Annotated in this window: 24 protein-coding genes and 1 pseudogene; 13 read left to right on the top strand and 12 right to left on the bottom strand. The window is 35.6% G+C overall.

Going from position 1 to position 23745, the window contains the following annotated elements:
* Positions 1-10: 10 nt before the first annotated feature.
* From HMPREF9071_RS08965 to tyrS, 5 genes are all read right to left on the bottom strand, one after another.
* Positions 11-1210, bottom strand: a complete 1200-nt coding sequence (locus HMPREF9071_RS08965; protein WP_009746308.1) for an acetate/propionate family kinase — start codon at positions 1208-1210, stop codon at positions 11-13.
* A 33-nt stretch (positions 1211-1243) separates the two neighbouring features.
* Positions 1244-1648 (bottom strand): DUF3127 domain-containing protein, encoded by a 405-nt coding sequence (locus HMPREF9071_RS08970; protein WP_009746309.1) that lies wholly within the window; start codon positions 1646-1648, stop codon positions 1244-1246.
* A 127-nt stretch (positions 1649-1775) separates the two neighbouring features.
* Entirely contained in the window at positions 1776-2342 is a 567-nt protein-coding gene (locus HMPREF9071_RS08975) for a threonine/serine exporter family protein (RefSeq protein WP_009746310.1), read from the bottom strand.
* Positions 2329-3102 (bottom strand): threonine/serine exporter ThrE family protein, encoded by a 774-nt coding sequence (locus HMPREF9071_RS08980; protein ID WP_009746311.1) that lies wholly within the window; start codon positions 3100-3102, stop codon positions 2329-2331. Before HMPREF9071_RS08980 ends, HMPREF9071_RS08975 begins: the two co-directional genes overlap by 14 nt.
* A gap of 34 nt (positions 3103-3136) precedes the next feature.
* Positions 3137-4435: a tyrosine--tRNA ligase gene (tyrS, locus tag HMPREF9071_RS08985; protein ID WP_009746312.1), complete on the bottom strand. Its 1299-nt coding sequence runs from the start codon at positions 4433-4435 to the stop codon at positions 3137-3139.
* 217 nt (positions 4436-4652) lie between these two features.
* Between tyrS and HMPREF9071_RS08990 the strand changes: the two genes are divergently transcribed.
* Entirely contained in the window at positions 4653-5141 is a 489-nt protein-coding gene (locus HMPREF9071_RS08990; protein WP_253908272.1) for a hypothetical protein, read from the top strand.
* A 22-nt stretch (positions 5142-5163) separates the two neighbouring features.
* Entirely contained in the window at positions 5164-6405 is a 1242-nt protein-coding gene (pepT, locus tag HMPREF9071_RS08995) for a peptidase T (protein ID WP_009746314.1), read from the top strand.
* A gap of 73 nt (positions 6406-6478) precedes the next feature.
* On the opposite strand, the gene HMPREF9071_RS09000 is transcribed toward pepT, so the two are convergent.
* The 3 genes from HMPREF9071_RS09000 to HMPREF9071_RS09010 form a co-directional block, all read right to left on the bottom strand.
* A complete protein-coding gene (locus HMPREF9071_RS09000; protein ID WP_009746315.1) occupies positions 6479-7315 on the bottom strand; it encodes an OmpA family protein in 837 nt (278 codons plus the stop codon).
* 229 nt (positions 7316-7544) lie between these two features.
* Positions 7545-9938: a DNA translocase FtsK gene (locus tag HMPREF9071_RS09005; protein WP_009746316.1), complete on the bottom strand. Its 2394-nt coding sequence runs from the start codon at positions 9936-9938 to the stop codon at positions 7545-7547.
* 88 nt (positions 9939-10026) lie between these two features.
* Positions 10027-11196 (bottom strand): AIR synthase related protein, encoded by a 1170-nt coding sequence (locus HMPREF9071_RS09010; RefSeq protein ID WP_009746317.1) that lies wholly within the window; start codon positions 11194-11196, stop codon positions 10027-10029.
* A 497-nt stretch (positions 11197-11693) separates the two neighbouring features.
* Here HMPREF9071_RS09010 and HMPREF9071_RS09020 point away from each other — a divergent pair, with 497 nt between their 5' ends.
* The 5 genes from HMPREF9071_RS09020 (at position 11694) to HMPREF9071_RS09040 (ending at position 15642) form a co-directional block, all read left to right on the top strand.
* Positions 11694-12515: a hypothetical protein gene (locus HMPREF9071_RS09020; protein ID WP_117601745.1), complete on the top strand. Its 822-nt coding sequence runs from the start codon at positions 11694-11696 to the stop codon at positions 12513-12515.
* An 11-nt stretch (positions 12516-12526) separates the two neighbouring features.
* On the top strand, positions 12527-13351 hold the full coding sequence (locus tag HMPREF9071_RS09025) for a hypothetical protein (protein WP_009746320.1): 825 nt from the start codon (positions 12527-12529) through the stop codon (positions 13349-13351).
* An 11-nt stretch (positions 13352-13362) separates the two neighbouring features.
* Positions 13363-14193 carry a hypothetical protein gene (locus HMPREF9071_RS09030; protein ID WP_253908273.1) on the top strand — a complete coding sequence of 277 codons (831 nt, stop codon included), beginning with the start codon at positions 13363-13365 and terminating at the stop codon, positions 14191-14193.
* Positions 14194-14268: 75 nt separating this feature from the next.
* The gene (locus HMPREF9071_RS09035) at positions 14269-14637 is read left to right on the top strand and encodes an ArsC/Spx/MgsR family protein (RefSeq protein ID WP_009746322.1); all 369 of its coding nucleotides are present in this window, start codon (positions 14269-14271) and stop codon (positions 14635-14637) included.
* 24 nt (positions 14638-14661) lie between these two features.
* Positions 14662-15642 (top strand): membrane protein, encoded by a 981-nt coding sequence (locus tag HMPREF9071_RS09040; protein WP_009746323.1) that lies wholly within the window; start codon positions 14662-14664, stop codon positions 15640-15642.
* A gap of 28 nt (positions 15643-15670) precedes the next feature.
* On the opposite strand, the gene HMPREF9071_RS09045 is transcribed toward HMPREF9071_RS09040, so the two are convergent.
* A complete protein-coding gene (locus HMPREF9071_RS09045) occupies positions 15671-16318 on the bottom strand; it encodes a DUF4294 domain-containing protein (protein WP_009746324.1) in 648 nt (215 codons plus the stop codon).
* Positions 16319-16491: 173 nt separating this feature from the next.
* Between HMPREF9071_RS09045 and HMPREF9071_RS09050 the strand changes: the two genes are divergently transcribed.
* Complete coding sequence (locus tag HMPREF9071_RS09050; RefSeq protein ID WP_162859677.1) at positions 16492-16662, top strand: hypothetical protein; 171 nt, start codon at positions 16492-16494, stop codon at positions 16660-16662.
* 50 nt (positions 16663-16712) lie between these two features.
* Positions 16713-17138 (top strand): DoxX family protein, encoded by a 426-nt coding sequence (locus tag HMPREF9071_RS09055; protein ID WP_009746326.1) that lies wholly within the window; start codon positions 16713-16715, stop codon positions 17136-17138.
* 74 nt (positions 17139-17212) lie between these two features.
* Here HMPREF9071_RS09055 and HMPREF9071_RS12550 read toward each other — a convergent pair.
* Positions 17213-17704: pseudogene (locus HMPREF9071_RS12550) on the bottom strand (pyridoxal-phosphate dependent enzyme); the annotation flags it as partial.
* Between the two features lie 271 nt (positions 17705-17975).
* On the opposite strand from HMPREF9071_RS12550, the gene HMPREF9071_RS09065 reads away from it, so the two are divergent.
* The 4 genes from HMPREF9071_RS09065 to HMPREF9071_RS09080 all read left to right on the top strand — a co-directional run bounded on the left by HMPREF9071_RS09065 (position 17976) and on the right by HMPREF9071_RS09080 (position 21812).
* Positions 17976-19406 carry a CCA tRNA nucleotidyltransferase gene (locus tag HMPREF9071_RS09065; protein WP_009746329.1) on the top strand — a complete coding sequence of 477 codons (1431 nt, stop codon included), beginning with the start codon at positions 17976-17978 and terminating at the stop codon, positions 19404-19406.
* 42 nt (positions 19407-19448) lie between these two features.
* Positions 19449-20270 carry a hypothetical protein gene (locus HMPREF9071_RS09070; RefSeq protein ID WP_009746330.1) on the top strand — a complete coding sequence of 274 codons (822 nt, stop codon included), beginning with the start codon at positions 19449-19451 and terminating at the stop codon, positions 20268-20270.
* A gap of 64 nt (positions 20271-20334) precedes the next feature.
* Positions 20335-20760, top strand: coding sequence for a PaaI family thioesterase (locus tag HMPREF9071_RS09075; RefSeq protein ID WP_009746331.1), 426 nt, complete (start codon positions 20335-20337; stop codon positions 20758-20760).
* Positions 20757-21812 (top strand): isochorismate synthase, encoded by a 1056-nt coding sequence (locus tag HMPREF9071_RS09080; protein WP_009746332.1) that lies wholly within the window; start codon positions 20757-20759, stop codon positions 21810-21812. The genes HMPREF9071_RS09075 and HMPREF9071_RS09080 overlap by 4 nt, the downstream gene beginning before the upstream one ends.
* 4 nt (positions 21813-21816) lie before the next feature.
* Here the strand turns inward: HMPREF9071_RS09080 and HMPREF9071_RS09085 are convergent, their stop codons facing one another.
* Both HMPREF9071_RS09085 and HMPREF9071_RS09090 read right to left on the bottom strand, forming a co-directional pair.
* Positions 21817-22746 (bottom strand): hypothetical protein, encoded by a 930-nt coding sequence (locus HMPREF9071_RS09085; protein ID WP_009746333.1) that lies wholly within the window; start codon positions 22744-22746, stop codon positions 21817-21819.
* Between the two features lie 33 nt (positions 22747-22779).
* Positions 22780-23691: a DUF5655 domain-containing protein gene (locus HMPREF9071_RS09090; RefSeq protein ID WP_009746334.1), complete on the bottom strand. Its 912-nt coding sequence runs from the start codon at positions 23689-23691 to the stop codon at positions 22780-22782.
* Positions 23692-23745 lie beyond the last annotated feature (54 nt).

Raw genomic sequence — 23745 nt, forward strand, 5'->3', positions numbered from 1 at the left:
TTATTAAAAATTAAACAAGGGAAAGCACATCACGGGCAATTTGAAGTTCTTCATTGGTAGCAACGATAACTATTTTTACCTTGCTATCAGAGGCTTGAATTTCTACGATGTCACTTGGATGATTGAGTTGCTTATTCTTGTCAGGGTCAATCTTAATTCCGAAAGTCTCCAATCCTTCACAAACAGCTTTACGAATCATAGCAGAATTCTCTCCTATACCTGCAGTGAAGATAAGGGAATCTACTCCACCAAGAGCAATCATATAAGCCCCAATGAATTTCTTAACACGGTAGGCATACATGTCCAAGCAGAGATTACCTTTAGGGTCATTTTGATTAACAAGTGTTTCCAAATCACGTGCATCAGGACTGCCAATAAGCCCCTTCATCCCACTTTCACTATTTAGTATTTTAGAGATTTCTTGAGTAGAGAGACCTTTTTCTCCTAAGAAAAAGATTACAGTACTATCAATATTACCAGCTCGAGTACCCATAATAAGTCCATCTCCAGGACCAAATCCCATAGAGGTATCTATACAGTGACCTTCTTCATTCACAGCAGCCATGCTAGCACCATTGCCAAGGTGAAGGGTGATGTTTTTCATGTGAGGGTTGTTAAAATGGCGGCGTGTGCGTGCATCTACATACTTATGGCTAATACCATGAAAACCATATACACGAATTCTATCCTCAGTATAATAATGGTTAGGGATAGCATAACGATAGGCTCTCTCAGGCATGGTCTGGTGGAAGGCGGTATCAAAAACAACAAAGTTCTCAGTTTCTTTAGGAAATGTTTTCATAGCAGCTTCAATTCCTATGATATTAGCTGGATTATGCAAAGGTGCTAAAGGAATTCCTTTACGAAGTTCTTCCATTACCTCCGGAGTTACACGCTTTGGAGTAGTATATTTACCTCCATGAACACCTCTGTGTCCGATATATTTTACCTCATTAATAGATTTGATAACTCCAACTTCATTGTCGGTAAGGTAAGCAGCCATTTCTTTAAATGCTACTTCATGATTATCAAAATGCATTTCCTTACTTACCTTGTACTTTTCTCCATTTTTCCAATATTCATGGGTGATTTTACCTTGTTCAAGACCAATTCGTTCGGCAAGCCCTTTAGCAAGGACAGATTCAGTATCCATTTCAATAAGTTGATATTTGAAAGAGGAACTACCTCCGTTAATAATGAGTATTTTCATCGTTTCTATTATTTATATATTTGTATTAATTTGTTAAAAAGGAAGCCCATCATCCTCTAAGTCATCTCCTGTTGTTTGTGCCTTAGGGGTAAAAGTTTGTTCAGTGGTAGTTGGTGCCATAGGAGGAGGGGTAGGCTGTGCCTGTATAGACTGAGAGGCAGTTTCTACATTTACAATACGCCAGGCAACTAATGAATTAAAATACTTCACTTCTCCTTGAGGATTTGTCCATTCACGTCCACGAATATCAAAAGTTACTTTTACAACTTGTCCAGGTTGGTAGCCATTAAGTAATTCGCAATTTCCTTGTGTGAAATCAAGGGAAATAGTCTGTGGATATTGTTCTTCAGTAACAATAATAAGCTCTCTCTTTTGAAAGCCATTTGCTCCAAAAGTCTGTATAGGAGTAATAACTTTAATACGTCCTTGTATTTCCATGAGGTTTATTTTTTTATATATGATTAAATTAATAGTCCAGTTTTAAGTGTTCAAAAAATAAAGTTGCCACAAAGGTACTAAAAAAATACGGAATATTAATGGTTCTTTTAGAAAATATTTTATGAGATTATTTGTTAGCTTTTTCTTTTCTTTCACGTTTGTAAATGTGCTTAAGTTTTTTAGCGATGAATTTATTTAAATCTTTGCCTTTTACAGTATAAGTATTTAGCAGGAGAACAGGAGCAATAACTCCAAAAGAAAGCCCCAAAGTAATAAAGCCTGTTTGTATAGCAAGCTTAATAGTTTCAAAGATAGTTTCTAAAGTCTGATCATGTTCGTGAGTAATAGTAACAATCTTAACAAGTCCCATCATAAATTCATAGCCGGACTTACCAGGAATCATATTGATTACTGCAGGAATGGTAAAAACCATAGGCGGAGTGTGTACTCTATGAGCAAAATACATACCCAGGAATCCTACTACACAAGCTCCTATGAAAGAAGCTATTACTACTTGTTCAGGAATGATTGTTTTGATAAGGAGGAACTTAGTACTCCATCCTATAGCCCCTAATAGAGCAGTAGCCCATAGAGCTCTATGAGGAGTATTGAAAAGGAGCGCAAAACCTATGGACACCCACATAGACCAGAAAATACGTTCTGATAAAAGACAAAAAGCATCAAAGAAGTTCATATCCAAAGATAAATAAAGATAGATAAAAGCCAATAGAAATCATAAAAATAAGTACCATTGCATAGGAAAGTTTTGCTATTCCTGCTACTATATATCCTGTAAGTAAGTCAATAAAACCATTAATTAGAGGAACTCCAGGAATAAGCCATAATACACACGCTGCTAATGCATTCTTGTATTCCTCACCCACCATAAGGCGAAAAATATTGACCACACAAACAGATACAAATGCAGCCCATGCCCAACAGATAAATACATTGAACTTTTTTAACTGAAGAATTCTTCTTCCAGCTAACCCTACCAAAGTTGCTAAAAAGGAAATCCCAAATTCCAAATAATTACTATGGTTATCTCCTCCAAAAATGTAAGCTAATGACCCACCAGCAAGTGATACAAAGAACCACATTACATACATATTGTAATGTGATTTTTGCTTAATATGGATGAGCTCCTTTTCTATCACTTCAATAGGGAGTTTTTTCTCTAGAACACGCCATGAAAGAATACTAATATCTGATATAGCATTGAAATTTACCCCATGATGAGGAATACTTTTTACAATAGTTTCTTTTTCTTCTGTAGTTTTATTATAAACTGTAAGAATGATAGCAGAGTAGGAGTAGAATATATCACAATGATAATTCAAAGCTCCTGCTATTCTATTGACATTCCTAAGTACCCTGCGTGTATTGGCACCTCCTGTAATAAGGATAAAGTTCACTTCAGCTAAAAGTTGTGCTACACGTTCTATCTCTTTCATGGTTACCTATTTACAAATTTAAAATATTTTGTAATCAATTATTTATTCTAATGAGGAAGTAGTTCTTCTTACCTCTTTGTAACAGAATAAATTGATTGTTTAGTAAGTCTTTCTCAGAGAGAGAATAATCTTCGGTTACTTTTTCTTTATTTACTGAGATAGAATTCTCACCAAGAGCACGTCTTGCCTCTGAATTACTTTTAATAAAACCTGTTTTAGCAGAAAGAGCCCCGATCATGTCCAATCCCTTTTTAAGATCAGTTAGAGAAATTTCCGCTTGAGGGACCCCGTCAAATATTTCAAGCAGTGTTTGTGAGTCTAATTTTTTTAGATCCTCTGAAGTGGTATTACCAAAAAGAATTTGGGAAGCCCGAATAGCATTCTCTAATTCTTCTTTTCCATGAACCAAGATAGTAAGTTCTTCCGCTAATTTACTTTGTAGAATTCTTTGGTGAGGAGCTTCTCTATGTACCATAATGAGAGTTTCTATTTCTCCTTTAGGAAGCATGGTAAATATTTTGATATAACGCTCTGCATCTACATCCGAGGTATTAATCCAATACTGATAGAACTTATATGGAGAGGTCTTTTCAGGATCAAGCCATACGTTACCTCCTTCTGATTTACCAAATTTGGTACCATCCGCTTTGGTAATTAGCGGGCAAGTAAGAGCATAAGCCTTTCCACTCACTTTACGGCGAATAAGTTCTGTACCAGTAGTAATATTTCCCCATTGATCAGAACCTCCCATCTGTAAGGTAACTCCTTTTTCTTGAAATAAGTGTAGATAATCAAATCCTTGTAAGAGTTGATAAGAGAATTCAGTGAATGACATTCCATCAGTATTCTCATTAGGGTCAAAGCGCTTTTTTACAGAATCCTTTGCCATCATATAATTTACAGTAATATGCTTACCAATATCACGAATGAAGGAGAGAAATGAGACATCTTTTGTCCAGTCGTAGTTATTAACCAGTTCGGCACGATTAGGGGCAGTGCTTTCAAAATCAAGAAATTTTGCCAATTGTTTTTTGATTCCCTCTATATTATGAGCTAAGGTTTCTTTTGTAAGTAAGTTTCTTTCAGCTGATTTTCCTGAAGGGTCGCCTATCATACCCGTAGCTCCCCCGATGACGGCATAAGGCTTATGACCGCAGTCTTGAAAATGACGGAGCATCATCACTCCTACTAAGTGTCCAATATGTAATGAATCCGCAGTAGGGTCTATCCCTACATAGGCAGCACGTAGTCCTTCTAATAAGTGTTCTTCAGTCTCAGGCATAATATCCTGAATCATACCTCTCCATCGTAATTCTTCTACAAAGTTCTTCATTTTTATTGAAATTAAATTGCAAAGGTACAAAAAATAATGATTAATTTCTAGTGATTGATGATTAATTTTTCAGTAGTTAGTGATTAAAGGCAAAAATAAGAGATAGAACTAAAATAGCAATAAAAAAGTAAGAAAAAACGCTATAATTATTTGTAACTAATATGAGGAATTCGTATTTTTGCAGGAGATAAGCAATAATAATCTTGTTTATGAAATTGTGAAAATACAATTTATTACTTTTCTCAACTCTAAACAGACATTATGCTTGTCATTATTTGCAGGGCTATTGCTGATTTCCTGTCAGAACCAATCCAAGTCCTCCAAAGAGAAACAGGATTCACTAAAAGAGGTATCCGACCCCATTGTAGAAGCTCCCAGCACTCCTAAGAAACTCCTTACTGAAGATGAGATAGTGGATATAGTATTGATTTTGCCTATCACGCAGAAAGCAAATAAGCGAATCAATAGAATTTCTAAGAGGAAAAGTGGAGTCTCTATCATGGTTGAACCTAAGGAAACCTTAGAGAATGGGCAAGAATACTATGTTGTACATATATGTTACAACGGGGATGAACGCTATGAGACTTATCATCTTCTCTATATAAATAAGCAAAATAAGAGTGATATTCGCATAAGTAATCCTTTCAAAGGTACAGTTTTATTCCCCTTGCTCAATGGAAAGAAGATATTAGTTTTAAATAAATAAGTTTTTGTTAAATCTTTAACGTATGCAAGAAAAAAAAATTATAGAGCGTTTTATTCGCTATGTGAAAGTAGATTCACAATCTGATCCTGAAAGTGCTTCTACTCCCAGCACTCAAAAACAATGGGATATCATTCATCTCTTGGTAGATGAACTTAAGGAAATAGGACTTTCTGAGGTAAGTGTAGATGATTATGGTTACATTATGGCTACACTCCCTTCCAATGTATCCTATGAAGTACCAACCGTAGGCTTTATTGCTCACTATGATACATCCCCTGATTTCTCAGGAGCCAATGTAAATCCTCAATTTGTACATAATTATGATGGAGGAGATATTGTCCTTAATGAAAAAGAAGGAATTGTACTTTCTCCTACTTATTTTCCTGATTTGAAGAAATATATAGGACAAACTATAATTACTACAGATGGATTGTCTCTTTTAGGAGCTGATGACAAAGCTGGGGTAGCTGAGATAGTTTCTGCTATGGAATACCTCCTTGCTCATCCTGAAATACATCATGGTAAAATTCGCATTAGTTTTACCCCTGATGAAGAAATAGGAACAGGTCCTCATAAGTTTGATGTTCCTAAGTTTGGAGCTCAATGGGCTTATACTATGGATGGTAGTCATATAGGGGAATTAGAATATGAAAGTTTCAATGCTGCGGGAGCTAAGATCCATATTAAAGGGAAAAGTGTACATCCTGGTACCGCTAAAGGACGTATGGTCAATGCCGTACTTATTGCCAGTGAACTGATTGAGGCTCTTCCTGAAAATGAAATCCCTGAACGTACTGAAGGTCGTGAGGGATTCTTCCATGTAATGAACATCAAAGGAGATGTGGAAGATATTTATATTAACCTGATCATTCGCGATCATGACAGAAATAAATTCAATGCACGTAAGGAACTCCTTCACACCATTGTAAAAGACCTTCAAGAATTGCATAAGAATGCTGCTTTTGAACTTGAAGTGGTAGACCAGTATTATAATATGCGTGAAAAGATAGAACCAGTCATTCATATAGTGGAAATTGCTGAACAAGCAATGAAAGAGGTAGGGATAACCCCTATAATACAGGCTATTCGTGGAGGTACTGATGGAGCGCAGCTAAGTTTCAAAGGATTGCCCTGTCCTAATATTTTTGCAGGAGGGGTGAACTTTCATGGAAAGTATGAATACCTTCCTGTTCCCAGTTTATTAAAAGCAGTAGATGTAATTATAAAAATAGCAGAACTTACTGCAGAAAGATATAAAAAATAATTTATTCCTTATTAAGGATAAAGAGGCTACCCCTTTCGGATAGCCTCTTTATGTTAAGAATAATGAAGCAAATTTAATTAATCTTAGGGTCTTTCATACCTTGTTCTATCATATTATAGAATTGGTCAAGTTTAGGTAATACTACAATGCGAGTACGGCGATTTAAAGCACGTCCATCAGCAGAGGCATTGGTAGTTACAGGGACATACTCACTACGTCCTGCAGCGGTCATACGAGCAGGGGTTACACCAAAGTCATTTTGTAGGATACGTACCACAGCAGTTGCTCTCAACACACTCAAATCCCAATTGTCTTTGATACAGTTGTTCTTAATAGGTACATTATCGGTATGACCTTCCACCATAAATTCAAAATCAGGCTTGTTGTTCACTACTTTTGCTACTTTTCCAAGTACTTCACGTGCACGAGGAGTTACATTATAGCTACCACTACTAAAGAGCATTTTGTCAGAGATAGATACATATACGACTCCTTTATCCACTTGTATAGTAATATCTTGGTCATCCAAGTTCCCTAAAACACCTTTAAGGCTTTGAACGAGAGCTAAGTTAATAGAATCACGTCGTGTAACTGCATCCCGAAGATTCTTAATAGTTAAGTCTTTTTCTTTGAGACTTTCTAAAGAGCGCTCTAAGTTATCAGCTCCTTTTTGAGTAAGTGTAGTCATATTTCCAAGATTGGTGAGCAATCCTTCATTGTTCTTTTGCAATAGTTCATTCTTGGATTGCAATAATTCCTTATCTTTAAGACAACTGTTGAGTTTTACAGTAGCTGTATTAAGCAAATCTTGGGTACTCTTAAGTTCTTCTTGAACTTCACGGAATTTTTTGTTAGAGACACAGGAAGTCATTACTACCCCCCCTAACAAAAAAAGTACAATTCTTTTCATGTGTAATAAATTTAAGTATTTTTATATTGCAAAGGTACGATTTATTATTGAATAAAATTCATTCAAAAAAAGATTTAAAAGTTAAACATTTTTAAAGTTTTGGCTTTTATACTAAAAATAATTAATTTTTTTCTCAAAAACCAAATATACTATTGTTTTTTTTAAGAAAAATCAATAATAAAATTCATTTTGTAAAATAAATAGAATATACTGTAAGCACTAAGGAAAGTTATATTCCTTTTTCATCTAAGAATTGTTGGAGAGTTACAATATCAGCAAAGAGAATTTCTCGTGCCTTACTTCCTTTAAAAGGTCCTACTACTCCTAATACTTCTAATTGGTCTATAAGGCGACCCGCACGGTTATATCCAAGTTTTAACTTACGTTGTAACAGAGAAGCCGAACCTTGCTGTGCATTAACAAGAATTTCTGCAGCCTCCCTGAGTAAGGGATCTTTCTCAGACATATCTACATCAGGAGTTTCCATATCATTTTCACCTACATATTCTGGAAGGAGGAAGGCACTAGGATATCCTTTTTGTGCTCCAATAAAATCGGCAATACGTTCCACTTCAGGAGTATCCACGAAGGCACACTGAATACGGATTAGGTCATTACCCTGTGTGTATAGCATATCCCCTTTCCCTATAAGCTGATTAGCACCCGGCCCATCCAAGATCGTTTTGGAATCAATAGCAGAGGTTACTTTGAAGGCAACTCGAGCAGGGAAGTTAGCCTTAATAAGTCCAGTGATGACATTCACTGAAGGACGTTGGGTGGCAATAATCAGATGAATCCCTACAGCACGTGCTAATTGTGCCAGACGTGCAATGGGGAGTTCTACTTCCTTACCCGCGGTCATAATAAGGTCAGCAAATTCATCTACTACTAATACAATATAGGGTAAGAATTGATGTCCTTCATTTGGATTTAATTGTCGCGCTTTGAACTTGGCATTGTATTCTTTAATATTACGTACCATAGCATTCTTAAGTAGGTCATACCTATTATCCATCTCAATACAAAGAGAATTTAAGGTATTGACTACTTTAGAGGTATCGGTAATTATTGCCTCCTCACTATCAGGAAGCTTTGCTAAGTAATGACGTTCTATTTTGTTGTAAAGAGTGAGTTCTACTTTTTTAGGATCAACAAGGATAAATTTCACTTCAGCAGGATGCTTTTTGTAAAGTAGAGAGGTGAGTACGGCATTAAGTCCTACGGATTTTCCTTGTCCTGTAGCCCCTGCCATAAGCATGTGTGGCATTTTTGTTAGGTCAGCAACAAAGGTTTCATTGCTGATAGTTTTCCCAAAGGCAATAGGAAGTTCCATCTCTGCCCGTTGGAAATTGGCTGACCCTATCACTGATCTCATGGAAACAACAGAAGAAGTTTTGTTAGGGACTTCTATACCTACAGTACCTTTTCCAGGAATAGGAGCTATAATACGAATACCTAAAGCCGCTAAAGATAATGCAATATCATCCTCTAAACTTTTAATTTTGGAAATACGGGTGCCAGGAGCAGGAACAATTTCATAAAGTGTAACAGTAGGACCTATTACCGCAGTAATACGAGAAATATCTATTTTATAATCACGTAGAGTTTGGATAATGGTATTCTTATTTTCTTCTAGTTCTTCGTCATTACGGACAACACCTGAATCCTTATATTCCTTGAGCAGGTCTAAAGGAGGAAATTGAAAAGATTTGAGTTCCAAGGTTGGATCATATTCGCCGAAATCTTCTACTAAGCGTTTGGCAACTTCCTCAGGATTTACAGTTTCCTCTTGCTTAATTTCTACTTTGAATTCCTTATCTTCTATAGGTTCATTCTCTTCTACTTCCAGATGCAAAGGAGGAATATCTTTTTTATGGGTATAGATATCAATATCTTTATTCTGTTCCTCTTGAATAGGGGTAGAGACGATGAATTCTTCATCACCTAATGAGGTTGCTTGAATCTCATTTGTAATGTTTTTTTGTTCTTCTGTGATGGGAGAAACTGTTTTTTCAAGGATTCTTTTCTTCCCCTTTATCCAGTGATTACCTGCATCGAGAGTATTTCTAATCTTCTCAGAAGTAATGTGAAACTTTCCTATCAGATATAAACAAAGTATTAATAAGAGAAGTAGAGCTGTTCCCAGTCTGCCTATATAGTCTCTTAGGTAAGAATTGATTTCATATCCACCCATACCACTAAGGATTGTGGCATCGGAGGAAAGAAAACCTAAAGAAACAGAGATAAAGAGCATCCAGAGAATGCCCCAAAACCACTTATTAAGCATTTTGGTTTTTGTGGAAAGAAGAAGTTTTAACCCAGTGAGAGCCAAAAGTGATAAAGGAATAAATATGGCAATACCAAAGCCCCTGTATATAAAAAAATTTCCTAAGTAAACTCCTATTTTATTAAAAATATTTTGAGGTTGTGCATTTCTGTCAGCAAATTCTGAGAGAATACTTTGATCTGCTTGCCAACTAAAGATAAAGGAAATAAAGGCAATACAAAGAATCAAACAGATAAAAAGAAGAATAACTCCTAAGGAAACTCTCTGCTGAGAAAGTTTATTAGAGTTACTGTTCTTTTCTTTTTTAGGAGATTTAATAGATTTGGTTTTTGCCATTTTTATAATTGTTTCTTATAAGAGCTAAAAAGAAGAGGCAAAGATACTCAATTGTGATGATTCCACAAGAGTTATTATGATTTAGTTTTTAACAATATTCAAAACATCCATATTTGCTTTGAATAGTAAGTTTTTTACAGTTAGCCTTTTCTACATGTCCTATAACTTGAGCTTCAATATTAAAAGATTGGGAAATAGCAATGATATCAGAGGCAACTTCCTTCGGCACATAGAGTTCCATACGATGTCCGCAGTTAAATACTTGGTACATTTCTTTCCAATTTGTATGGGATTGTTCCTGGATGAGTTGGAATAGAGGAGGTATAGGGAAAAGATTATCCTTGATTACATGTAAATTATCTATGAAATGTAAGATTTTTGTTTGCGCTCCTCCACTACAATGTACCATTCCGTGAATTTGTTCTGGAGTGTATTTGGAGAGTATTTTCTGAATAACAGGAGCGTATGTGCGAGTAGGGGAAAGAACTAATTTTCCTGCATCTAAAATAGTATCTGCTACAGCATCCGTTAGTAATTTCTCTCCAGTATAAATAATCTCATCAGGAAGATTGTTGTCATAACTTTCAGGATATTTTTTAGCAAGTATCTTGGAGAAGATATCATGACGTGCAGAAGTAAGTCCATTACTTCCCATCCCCCCGTTATACTCTTTCTCATAAGAAGCTTGTCCAAAAGAAGCTAATCCCACAATTACATCTCCTTCAATAATACGTGCATTATCAATTACCTGAGAGCGCTTTATGCGTGCTGTAACTGTGGAATCCACGATAATAGTACGCACCAAATCACCTACATCTGCAGTTTCTCCACCTGTGGAGTAAATAGTTACACCATAGGAATGTAATTCACTGATAAGTTCTTCTGTACCATTGATGATAGCGGCAATAACTTCTCCGGGTATAAGCCTTTTATTGCGCCCAATAGTGGAGGAAAGGAGAATGTTATTGGTAATCCCTACACATAATAAATCATCAATATTCATAATTAAAGCATCCTGGGCAATTCCTTTCCATACAGAGAGATCTCCCGTTTCCTTCCAATAGGTATAGGCAAGGGAGGATTTGGTACCTGCTCCATCTGCATGCATGACCAAGCAATATTGTTCATCACCTGTTAGATAATCAGGAATTACCTTACAAAAAGCCTTAGGAAAAAGTCCCTTATCAATATTCTTGATCGCATTATGTACATCCTCTTTGGTAGCAGAAACTCCTCGCATAGTATATCGGTTATCCATAAAAAAGATTTTGACTGTTATTCAAAAGACAAAGATAATGAAAATAGTTGGATTAACAAGTAATAATGAACTTAATTATTTTGCTTACCAATTCAACTCCACAATGAACTTTTTAGCTTGCAAATTTATAAATTAAAGCGTCTGTTTTACTGAAGCATTTTTGCGTTCATGGTTAACTCTTGCACTTTTTGCGCATTATAAGTTTCTTTTTTGAACTATTTCGCTTTTTCTATCTGATGAAACATTGAGTTTTTCTGCTATAATATTTTTTCTATTCTACTTGTAAGATATGCTTATATTTCATATCTTTGCTCTCAAGTTAAATGCTTATATTTCATTGCTTATTTTGTTTTATTTGACAAAGAAAAGCATTTTTCTTCAAAGGAAGAAAACTTTTTTATTTTCCCTTTCTATAAACACTATTATCTTAAATATATACATGGACGAATACGATAATTGGGCTGAAAAAACTTATTGTTATGATAATATTACCTAAAATGAAACCTTATATTCTTTTTCTATTTTACGCTATCTGTTGGGGACAAAATGAAAAACACCAACAGGTCTATCAGTTACAGGGCAATGTCAAGTCCCTAACGATCTCTCAGAGCAAACTTCCAAAAGCGGCGGAGGCACTCTCGTTTGATTCCTTAGATGATGACCAGTTCCTCCTCTTTGACAAAAAGGGACGTATTACCGAATTGGATACTTATTTTCGGGGAAGACAGCCTAAAACGATTCAAAAATGGACTTATGATGACAAAAATCATATCTCTAAAGAAGTTCTTGAGCTTGTCCCTGAAAAACTTACTCAAACCACTTCCTATACCTATGATGATAAACAGAAAAAAGCCTCTGCTACCATTACCTCTACAGGTTTTCCTAACAAAAAATCTAAAATGGTAATATCTTTAGGCGATAATCTCCTTCCCTCTGAGATCTTAGCGTACAATTTCGAAGGAAAATTGGAGGGGAAAAGGGCGCTCAAATATTCCAAAAATGGATTCCTCGCTGAGTCTCTTTCTTATGATGATAAAAACAAACTCGTTCATAGCATTTCCTATGAGTATGATAATAAAAACAGATTCACAAAGATAGACAATAGGGTGAATAGGACTTATGAATTACATTTCTCTACCAAATACTTGTACGAAAAGGGACTTTTCCCTACCAAATATATAGTTACATCTGGCGAGGAACCTTCTCAAACTTTTACGCTCAAGTACAAGTTCGACAGCAAAGGTAATTGGATCGAAAAAACATATTTCCTTGATGGAGAAGCCGCCGCAACTATCGAAAGAGAAATTACTTACTATTAAAAGGGATATCTATGAATCATTTATTTACTGTTATTTTTTTCTTTCTTTGTACCTTATCATGGGGACAGGAAGATGTTCGCCTTTCCTGTCAGGTAAAAGGTAATGTAAAATCTATTGATATTACTAAAGAGGAATCTGATGAGATTAAAGGGGATTTCCTGGTCGATTCTTTTGACTATAATATGGCTATCACCTTGGACAAAAAAGGACGGGTCATCAAGCTCACTTCCTATAGTGAAAAGGGGAAGCCCTCTGATATCAAAGAAACTGTCTATGATAATAAAAATAGAGTAGCTAAGGAAACTGTGCTTTTCCTCCCCGAAAAAATAACCCGAAAAATCTCTTATTCCTATAATGACAAGGAAAAAAAAGGTACTGCTATTGCCCTTTCTTCCCACGAGAGTGATGAACAAACTAAAAGAGAGATAACCCTCAACGACGAAGGGCTCCCCATTAAAGTAATCTTTTTTGACTCCGATGGAGAGGCTTTCAAAGAAATTTCTTATGAGTATAACAAAAACCAGAAACTTGTCAAATCTACTATATACGAGGACGGTAATCTCAAGCGACAGGTCTCCTATAAGTATGATGACAAAGGGAGAATCATAGAAGCGAAGAATTATTATATCTTTTTCCCCGGTGGAGATATTACTTACAAATATGTCTATAAAGACGATATTTATCCCATAGAACACACTGCCATCGTAGGAGGTGAAGATCCTGAAACACTTACTTTTAAGTACAAGTTCGACAGCAAAGGCAATTGGATCGAAAAAACGTATTTCCTTGACGAAGAAGCTGTGGCTATTATCAAAAGAAAAATAACTTATTACTAAAATACTGCATGATGAAGTTCTTATATTTTTTTCTAATTACATTATACTCCTTTTCTTCCTTCGCACAGGATGATAATATGCTCCCCTACTTACGATTAAAGGGGAAAATAGAATCAGTACGCATTATTCCTTATGAAGTACAAGAAAAAGATGACAAAACTATTGAAAAAAATATTAGTATTGGTTTCCTATACGACAAAAATGCTTTTATAAGATTCAATAAAGCAGGTAAAGTAATTGAAAAAATCGATTACAATAACAAAAATGAAGTCACAAGACACAGAGAACTTTCTTATGATAACAAAAATAGATGCATAAACGAAAAAGTATATAACAAAGAAGGAAAAATGACTCAAGAAATCTCCACCACGTATGATGACAAAAAGAAAGAAAGCCGAGAGACCGATCATCGTCGTACTACCGTTTGTCAATTAGATGATCGCGGTAACCCCATCAATTGTGCGACCTTTACCACCGAAGGGAAGCTAATCGAAAAATGTTATACTACTTATGACAAGGATAATAAGGTGTTGGAAAAAGTATATAGAACACCTAACAATGACAAAAAATACGTCTTTCACAACGAGTATAATGACAATGGGTATCATACAAAAATTTCCGAAGATGATTATGTCAATTTTACAGATAATATTAAGGTCAATTATTTCTATAAGGATGCTCCCTTACCCTATCAGCAATCTCTGTCAGCTAATGGAACCTTACCTGCTTATTCTGATCTTTCCTACCAGTATGATAAAAAAGGTAACTGGATTCGCAAAGAAGTACGTTATAAGGACAAATTAGTATTCCTTGTAGAACTTAAGATTACTTATTTCAATTAAGAAAAATTAAATGGTCTTCAAATATTATTTTGTAATCTCATATAAATAGTCTATATTTGCACTTTGATTTAAAAAATGAAAATAGAACAACCTCTCTTACAAATATACCACAATACACACTGCAGTAAAAGTCGAGAATGTTTGGCTTTCCTGAAAAAAGAGCATCTCCCTATAGAAATCATAGACTATCTTAAGAACCCTCCAACGGTAGCACAAATAAAGGATTTACTGCATAAATTAGGCATTAAGCCTTTAGAATTAGTACGCAAGAAGGAAGCAATATGGAAAGAAGTAGGTAGTGATTCCCTCTCAGAAGAGCAAATCATAGAACTACTACACCAATATCCTAAACTGATAGAGAGACCTATCTTGATACAAGGAGACAAAGCTATCATAGCACGTCCTTTGAGTATAGCACAGGATTGGCTCAAAGAACAAAAGTAAATTCACAAATTAATCAAATATTTAATGAAGAGATTTTTTCTACTTTTAGGCTTTTTAATAACCTGTTATACCTCCTTAGCACAAGTATATATATCTGTTACAGGAGGATATGCATGGGGAGTACCCTCAACTAAAATAGGAGAAGAAAGTATCAATGGCAAGGAAAGTGTACGTTTTGGAACTTTCGGAGAGGGGATTAATAGTCAGTTCAGAGTCGGCTATTTCTTCGACAAAACGTGGGGAGTTGATATCAGTGCAGGATACCTCTATGGTGAGGATCAACTTGTAAGGCGTGAAATAAGTCAGAAGAAACTCGCAGGAACTCCTTTAACAGCCACCATTGAAGGGGAAGTAAAAGGAAGAGGACGTGCCTTCGGTGCTGCACTTTCTGTTATCTATAACTTTACAAATAATTTCTATGGTAGGTTCGGTCTACTCACTAAAATAGGTGGAAAAACTGAAGCTATAGCACATTCATATACCACTACTAACCAAGATATTCCTCTGGCAGCCCTTACTCAATTAGGTATCAACTTACCCGCACTCTCAGGACTTCCTAATACAGCTATTATCAAACAGGGAGCTACTATTGAGACTACTTATACAGAGGATTACAAAGGGAAAATACCTTTTGGTACCATTGCCGCTTTGGGGTACAAATATAATATTACAGAAAAGTTAGCTTTCTTTGCTGAATTGGAGTATATGAATATCTCTGTAAAACGTGACTATTCTGAATTGAGAGATTTTAACCAGACACTAAAAGCTACCCTCAATGTGTCAGGTATAAACCGTGAAATTAAGACCAACCTAATGACTTTAGATGGCTTTAATAATGGCTCTTACCAAGATGTCTTACGCGGACAGGTATATCATAAGCGAACAGATTATGTGGAAAAAGCCTCTCAAGAAGAACTTTCCAATAACTTAAATAATAAAAAACTTACAGAGAAAGCTTCTTATTCTTCTTTAGGAGTGAATTTTGGTATTAAACTTTCCTTCTAATCATGTAAAATATAAAAAGATCATATTTTTAGGGATTGCGCCATTTTTTCTCTATGGCTTCATAATTAATATAGATAGCTGCAGGCTGCATTTCTAATTCTCCTTGTGAGAAAGCTCGCAAAAGAATATCTTCTATCCAAAAATCTTCTTCTACTTCTTCAGGATTATAAGTACTTTTAAGAGATAAATCATAGAACCAAGCAGTATTATTATACCAAAAAGCACGCCATCCACTACGAAGATTCTTTACTAAATTATAAGCAGACTCACCCGTTTGCCGATATATAAGTTTGATAAGAATTTTCCCTTGAGAACGAGAAAGTTTTTTAAGTTCTACTGTAAATCTTGCCTCAGCATCCTCTTGTACTTTCTTGGTATATTTTTTCTTTTGCCTTTTACTAGGAAGAGTATCCAACACTCTTTCAATACGGTATAACTTATCTGCAGCCAATTTGGCATAAGGATATACTTTTTTTACTCTAGATCTGAGCAGTTCATATTTTTTCTTTTGTTCTTCATTTTTAAAAAAAGGCTGACTTCCAAAAAAAAGTACCTCTTCCAAATTAATAATAGTTTCATTAGGAGCTATACTATCTATCTTGATAATTGTATCTCTTTCCTGTGCAAAAGAAGAAATCACTCCTAAACAACTCAATATAAAAAAACTTATTCGCATATATGCTAATTTTTGACAAATGTACGATTTTATAAGGAATTTTTTATCTGGTAAAATGTTAAAATATTATATCTTTTCTTTTAATATCAATAGTTTTATTCCTATTTTTTTGTAACTTTGCGAAAATTTTCCAAGTAAAAGTGGAGGTAATACAGAATACTAATTATGTATTAATGACCCAAGAAGGTTCTTACTTAGTAGAATACCTTATTGGAGAGGTGATTTTTACCTCTAGTATTAGTCGTGCTATGATTTTTTCTGACCTTAAAATAGCCCTCCGTTTTAAGAATTTACTTTATGAACGTTTTAAAATAAAAGTAAGTGTAAATACTTATATTTATTAGGGAAATTTACCATTAAAAAAGAAAGACTTTTTCTGCTAATCTGATTAACAATGTATTATTATCACGAAACAACACATAAACAAAACGGTAACTGGGGAATTCTACTTCTTAGAATCTTCATAGGTGGGATTTTACTTTTCCATGGTATTTCTAAGTTCAATGATATTAGTTTTGTAAAAATACAATTGGTTAATAATGGATTACCCAGTATTTGGGCTTATGGTATCTATATTGGTGAAATTATTGCTCCTCTTTTGGTTATTTTAGGTTATAGAACTCGTTTTTTTTCTATGCTTATTGCTATTAACTGTCTGGTAGCAACCCTGTTGGTTCACAGAGGAGAAATATTCATAGTAGACCCAAATACAGGGGCTTGGGGGATAGAGACTTTAGGTTTATTTTTTGGAGGAGCTATTTCTCTATGTTTCTTAGGTGGTGGAAAGTATGCTCTCTCTAAGAGAAGTAGTTGGGATTAGGCTCCTAATCTTTTAAACATTATTTTCAATGGTGCCACTCTCCTTCTTTTCCTTCCGAATTATTCATAATGATTTATACTTCCTGATAGGAAGTATGTATCTGTAGGATGCTCTATCCAATTTTGGAAAGCCTCATTTACTGCGTCTATTAGAGTTCTTCCTCCGGAGGTTGCAGAAATAATTTTAGGCACAAGCGGTAGCTGTAGCTACCCCATGTTGTCCCGCTCCTGTTTCGGCTATAACACGTTTTTTACCTAATTGTTTAGCCAAAAGAGCTTGCCCTAAAGCATTATTGAGTTTGTGTGCTCCTTGTGATTTAGGTCTTCTCGCTTCAAATAAATATGGGTATAATACTTCTTACTCAAATTAGCGGCATAGAACAAAGAAGTCTCTCTTCCTACATAATCCTCAAGTAATCGCTTATACTCTCTTTCAAAAGATTCAGAGAAGATGATTCTCTTATAATTATCTTCTAATTCCTTCAAATTTATCTTAAGAGCATCTGGAACATAAGCTCCTCCAAATTCGCCATAATAACCATTGGTATCCACTGAATATTTTTTCATTATATAAAATTTTAAGAAATTACTAAAAAATAAGCCCTGCCGCAAGTGTGACAGGGCTTTTATACTGTATTATATACAAAGCTCCGTTTCCTTACAGCTTAAAAAATTTAGGAAAAACCACCACCATTTATTTGTATACAGATAATTCATTCTTGTTTATTTTCTGCAAAGTTACATTTTTTTTGTAAGCAACAAATATTTTCAAAAATTTTTTTTTTATATTTAATTATTCATAATAAAATAGTAATTTTGCACCACTGAAAAAATACTCATGAATTATTCCCAATCACTTACATCTCCCATTTTTGAGCTTATTTCTAAAATTGCTGACCAAAACAATCAAAAATGCTTTGTCGTAGGAGGTTTTGTTCGTGATTTATTGTTAAAACGAGGTATTGCCAAAGATATTGATATTGTCACTTTAGGCAGTGGTATAGAGTTGGCTGAAAAGGTTGCCGCTCAACTACCTAACAATCCTAAAATATCGGTATTCAAGAACTTTGGTACTGCTATGATTAAGACCGATAGCATAGACATTGAGTTTGTAGGGGCGCGTAAGGAGAGCTATCGGGAAGATTCTCGTAAGCCCTTAGTGGAGAATGGTACCCTTGCCGATGACCAAAATCGTCGTGATTTCACAATCAATACCTTGGCTATTTCCCTAAACCAAGATTCTTTTGGAGAACTTGTGGATCCTTTTGGAGGCATTAATGATTTGCAAAACCAGATTATTCGCACCCCTTTAGAGCCTAATATCACCTATTCTGATGACCCTTTACGTATGCTCAGAGCCATTCGCTTTGCTACCCAACTGAATTTTCAAATAGAAGAAAAATCCCTACAAGCTATAGCCGACAACAAGGAGCGGCTCAAGATTATTTCCAATGAGCGTATTGCTGAGGAACTCAACAAAATACTCGCCTCCAACAAGCCTTCTATTGGATTTAAGTTGCTTTATGAAACGGGCTTACTCTCGCTAATCCTTCCCGAACTGGTCGCCCTACAAGGCGTAGATGAAAAAGAAGGCCAACGCCACAAGGATAATTTCTGGCATACACTGGAAGTAGTAGATAATATTTCCCTGAACACCAATGACTTATGGCTCCGCTGGGCAGCCCTCCTGCACGATATAGGCAAGGCGCCTACCAAGCGATTTGACAAGAAAATAGGCTGGACTTTCCACGGACATGAGTTCGTAGGAGGCAAGATGGTTGTCAAGATATTCCAACGACTACGCCTGCCACAGAACGAAAAGATGAAGTTTGTCCAGAAAATAGTTACCATGAGTTCCCGCCCAATCATAATTGCGCAGGATATCGTAACCGATTCGGCAGTAAGGCGCTTACTTTTTGATGCTGGAGATGACTTTGAAGCGCTGATGACTCTTTGCGAGGCCGATATTACCACCAAAAACCCACAAAGGTATAAGAAATATCATCAGAATTTCCAAATTGTACGTCAAAAAGTCGTAGAAGTAGAGGAAAAAGATCATATTCGCAACTTCCAACCCCCTATTACAGGCGAGGAAATTATGGCACTCTTTGGACTAAAACCCTCCCGCGAGGTAGGCCAACTCAAAGAGGTTATTAAGGAAGCTATCTTGGAGGGCATCATAGGCAACTCCTACGAAGAGGCCTATCCATTTATGCTCGAAAAAGCAAAGAAAATGGGACTGTCTTTAGTCACTGGAGCAAGCTCGTAGCTTGTTCTTTAGGGTGATAGAACTTACAAAACCTAATTAAGAATGAAAGAAAATATAAAGATAAGTGTCCTATCTGTGATTATAGGCGCTATTCAAATGATACTTTTTCTGCCAGATGGGTATTCCTGTATTGACGCAAAAAGTGATGTTTTTACAGGCATTTCTATTTTTATGCCTATCCAATTCTGTATGGTATTTGTGTATAGCATTTTTTGTAAGCCTCTTAGAAAATCTATCACTAAGTATGTTTTGCTAATTATTGTTTTAGCTTTTTGGCTATATATCAATAGGATAGAATTTATGCATCGGGAGGCTTGTTGGTCTACCTATTTGAAAGAAGAGATTAACCCAGCGGTAGTATATAGCTCTATCATTCCCTGCGGGATTTGCATTTTTGCCTTTTATATAGGAATATGCTATTTTTCAAAAAAGGAAAAACAGAAAACACCTTTCTCTGACAAAGCAACAAACCACTCCGTTACTAAGTTAAGTATCATTATTGGCTTTTTACTTATAGGATGTAGTGCTCCGAAAAGTGATTTTAAAGTTATCAAAACCGAAAAAGTAGGTAAAGGTTATCAATATAACCCCAATGGATTTATAGAAAATAACTATGGAAGGTTGCTTATAAAAATCATTTCTAATTATGATAAGCAGGGGAAGCTAAAAGGATTTTTTTTGAATAGGGCTAATGGATTTTTGGAATATACCCCATCAGAACTAAAAGAAGATATTGCTTTACTAAAGAGTTTGGATATTGATACTATATATTCAGATAAGAAATACATTAGTTACATAAAAGAGAAAAAGAATGATACCATTTTCTATTTATCAAATAATAAAATCGTGATAAAAACTAAGTAATTCTATGAAAGTGCTGTCATTTTTTGATCTCTTATAACTTCTGTTATTTTTAATTCTATAAAATATGAACAATCAATTATTATTAGAAAAAGCCAATGCTATAGGGAAAAGTACCCTCATAGACTTCCTTGAAATTCGCTTTATAGAAATAGGTGATGACTACATAATCGCACAAATGCCTGTTAATGAAAAGACTTGCCAACCCAATCACATCCTGCATGGAGGGGCTTCGGCAGCCTTGGCAGAAACCACAGGGAGTATTGCTGCTACGCTACTAGCGAATCCTGACTCTGAAAACTACTTAGTCTTAGGAATAGACATTATCATGAACCATGTACGTGGAGTAGAATTGGGTAAGCAAGTTTTTGCTAAAGCCACCCTAATCCATAAGGGAAAAACACTGCAGCACTGGGATATAAAAATCACAGATGAGGACGAGAATCTTGTTTCCTATGGAAAGCACACCACAATAATTACTAAGAAAAAATGAACTATTCTAAAGAAGATTTCTTAGAAAAAGCAAAAGAGATTGCCTTACAAGGATTACCTTTTGTCTTGTTTAGCCATCCCAATAGTACGGATATTCACCTTATATACCAGAATGATGATACCCTCCATACAGCTGATTTCTCTAAGGATCAGGGCTTTATCATGTGCCCTTTTCACGGAGGGAGTCCCCTGCTGCTAAAGCAAGAAAATTACCTTACCACTACCCTACTCCCCGCTGAAAAGCCTATACTTAGTGCCACTCTTATCCCTACTCAAGGTGATAGAGAACACTATCATATCCTTTTTGAAAAAGCACTGAAAGCCATAGAGGAACATACGTTAGAAAAGGTAGTTCTTTCCCGTAGAATTGCTTACCAAGGCAATCAAAAATCGCTCCTTAACTATTTTTTAGACCTTATAGTACTCTCTCCTACAGCTTTTTGCTATGCTTTCTCACACCCCAAAGTAGGTCGTTGGTTGGCGGCTACCCCTGAGACCCTGCTCAAGGTAACAGGCAATATTCTCCACACCATGTCACTGGCAGGCACCAAGCCCTTTGTAGAGGGCAAGTCTCCCCTTTGGACAGAGAAGGAGTATAGAGAACAACAGATCGTAACTGATACTATCACCCAAGTACTACGCCCCCTCACCACCGATTTGTCCATAGGAAAAGTACATGAAGTACGCGCTGGCAGGCTTTGGCACCTTTGTACAGAAATTACCGCTAAAATCACCCCTAATACACCTATCCAAGAAATTGTACAACGCCTACACCCCACTCCTGCGGTATGTGGTTTCCCAACAGATAAAGCCCGTAATTTTCTCCTTAAAAATGAAGACTATTCAAGAGAATTTTATGCAGGGTATTGTGGTTTGACCCATTGGGGAGAGAATCGCTCCATAGACCTATTTGTCAATCTCAGATGCGCCCAACTCACTCAAGAAGAGATATTTGTATATGTAGGTGGAGGGGTCAATAGTGGTTCTCAAGAAGAAAGTGAATGGCAGGAAACGGAAAATAAAGCCCAAACCATGCTACGAGTACTTCAATAACTTTCTAAGCCCCTTTGGGTAGCCTTACAAACTGAGAGACAAACTCAGGGAGTCCCGTCTCAGGCAATCGCTCATTATAATCCCAATAACTAATCACACAAGCAATAGCCTGACCTCGCACAATCGTAGCTATATAATAGACAATGAGTTTATTATCCTTATAATAGCTCTTTAGGATAGGATCCTGATAGCGTACATTATAGATAACTTCCGTTACCTGAGTAGGTTTCCCTTCAAAAATGAGTGTTTTCTGTTGGTCAGAAATACAGTTATAGGTGTAGTTGGGTTTCAAGGGAATCATATCGCCCCACTCCTTTTGAAGCCGAAGAGATAGTTGTGCATCGGCTAAGGAGGGATACAAGCTCCAGTTCATTTCCCCTTTGGTAGGACAGCGTACGATATTGACTCCTGTCCAATAACATTCGTCCATGAGCATCACTTTCCTACCGAGAAAATCAAAGGAACGTCCGCCCATGTGGTTCTCATTCAATACCTTTTTATCCAATATCAGTCGTATCATCTCTGTGTCAATCTCCTCAGAGGGTCTCTCTGTAACCGAAGAAATAGTGGCAATAAATGACCATTTACCCTCATCTGTATCTTTACCTATAAAATATACCATTGTATTTTGCCAATGAGTCTCTTTGTTTTTCTTATAATAAGAAAGGTAATAATGAGGATATGCCAACTTAGGATTCTTCTTAGGAATGGTATCTGAGAAATGATTTTTCTTAGCAAAATTAATTACACTCCGCTTTGTTACAAGGGTATCAAAAGCTTCTTCATAGGGAAATAATTCCAACTTATATTTTCCCATAGCGTAGAGCTGCTTTCCGTTATCCATAAGGTTATAATATAAGCGTTTTTGAGCGCCCTTGTTTTGTGCTGCTAAAGAGAGTGATAGCAAGAATAAAAGATAGAAATATGATTTCATAAGGATTAAGTGAAAATGATTAACGATTAATACCTATATTCCTTGTTTTATAAGGCTCATCACATATTCCAAATGCTTGGTATTAGAGACCACTATTTGATAATCTCCATTACCAAAATGTCCCTTATTAGCCACATTTTCTGTCATTTTTTTAGGATCATCTAATTCTCCTTTCTTCATATTGATACTTATCCTTAGTCCCTTACTCTGAATTTGAATATCTGTAACATTTCTCTTATCTATTTTAAAACCTATCCAGTGTTTCTTTGGCACAATAACTATTTCAGGAGAAAGATTTAAAATTGCTTGCTTAAAATCATTATAGAGTTCTATAACCTCTTCTGCTTTTCCTTGATAAAAATCCTCCTCTCTATAAGTCTTGATTTCTTTGGTAATTTCCGAAAGTCCTGTGTCCTTTTCAGATGGTGAAGTAAGTTTTATACTGGGAGCAGCCTGAGATTTTTGTACACCATCTATAACAATAATACTATTCTCAAATTGCTTTATCTCCCATAATTCTATATTCAAATCCTTAAAATCTACAGCCTGTTTTTGATTTTGATTAAAGGAAGGACTCACAAATACTATCTTGCTCTGTGACCAATCGACCTCATTTTTTTTAAGGTTCTTATCTAATGATTCATTATACTCCAATACAAAATCTGCCTTATACTTAAGCAAGGTATTGAGATAAGCCACACCTTGATCAAAAACACTATAATTATGACCTCGCTTATATTCTATAATAACAAAAGCACTATTCTCTATATCAAAAGCTAAAGTATCTATACGTTGATTTTGAATAGAAAATTCAGACTTTACAAGTTCTAAACCTGTAATTTGAAATAAATTTTTCTCAAATAGCTGTTGAATATCCCGCTCCAACTTGAAAGAAATTTCTCTGAGATCTAATAGAGATGATTTGTTATTTTGAAATAGTTTCATTAATTATTTTTTAAGGACAAATATACAATTTTTTTTAATAAGAACAAGATAAAT

The organism is Capnocytophaga sp. oral taxon 338 str. F0234 (assembly GCF_000192225.1).
Taxonomy (GTDB): Bacteria; Bacteroidota; Bacteroidia; order Flavobacteriales; family Flavobacteriaceae; genus Capnocytophaga.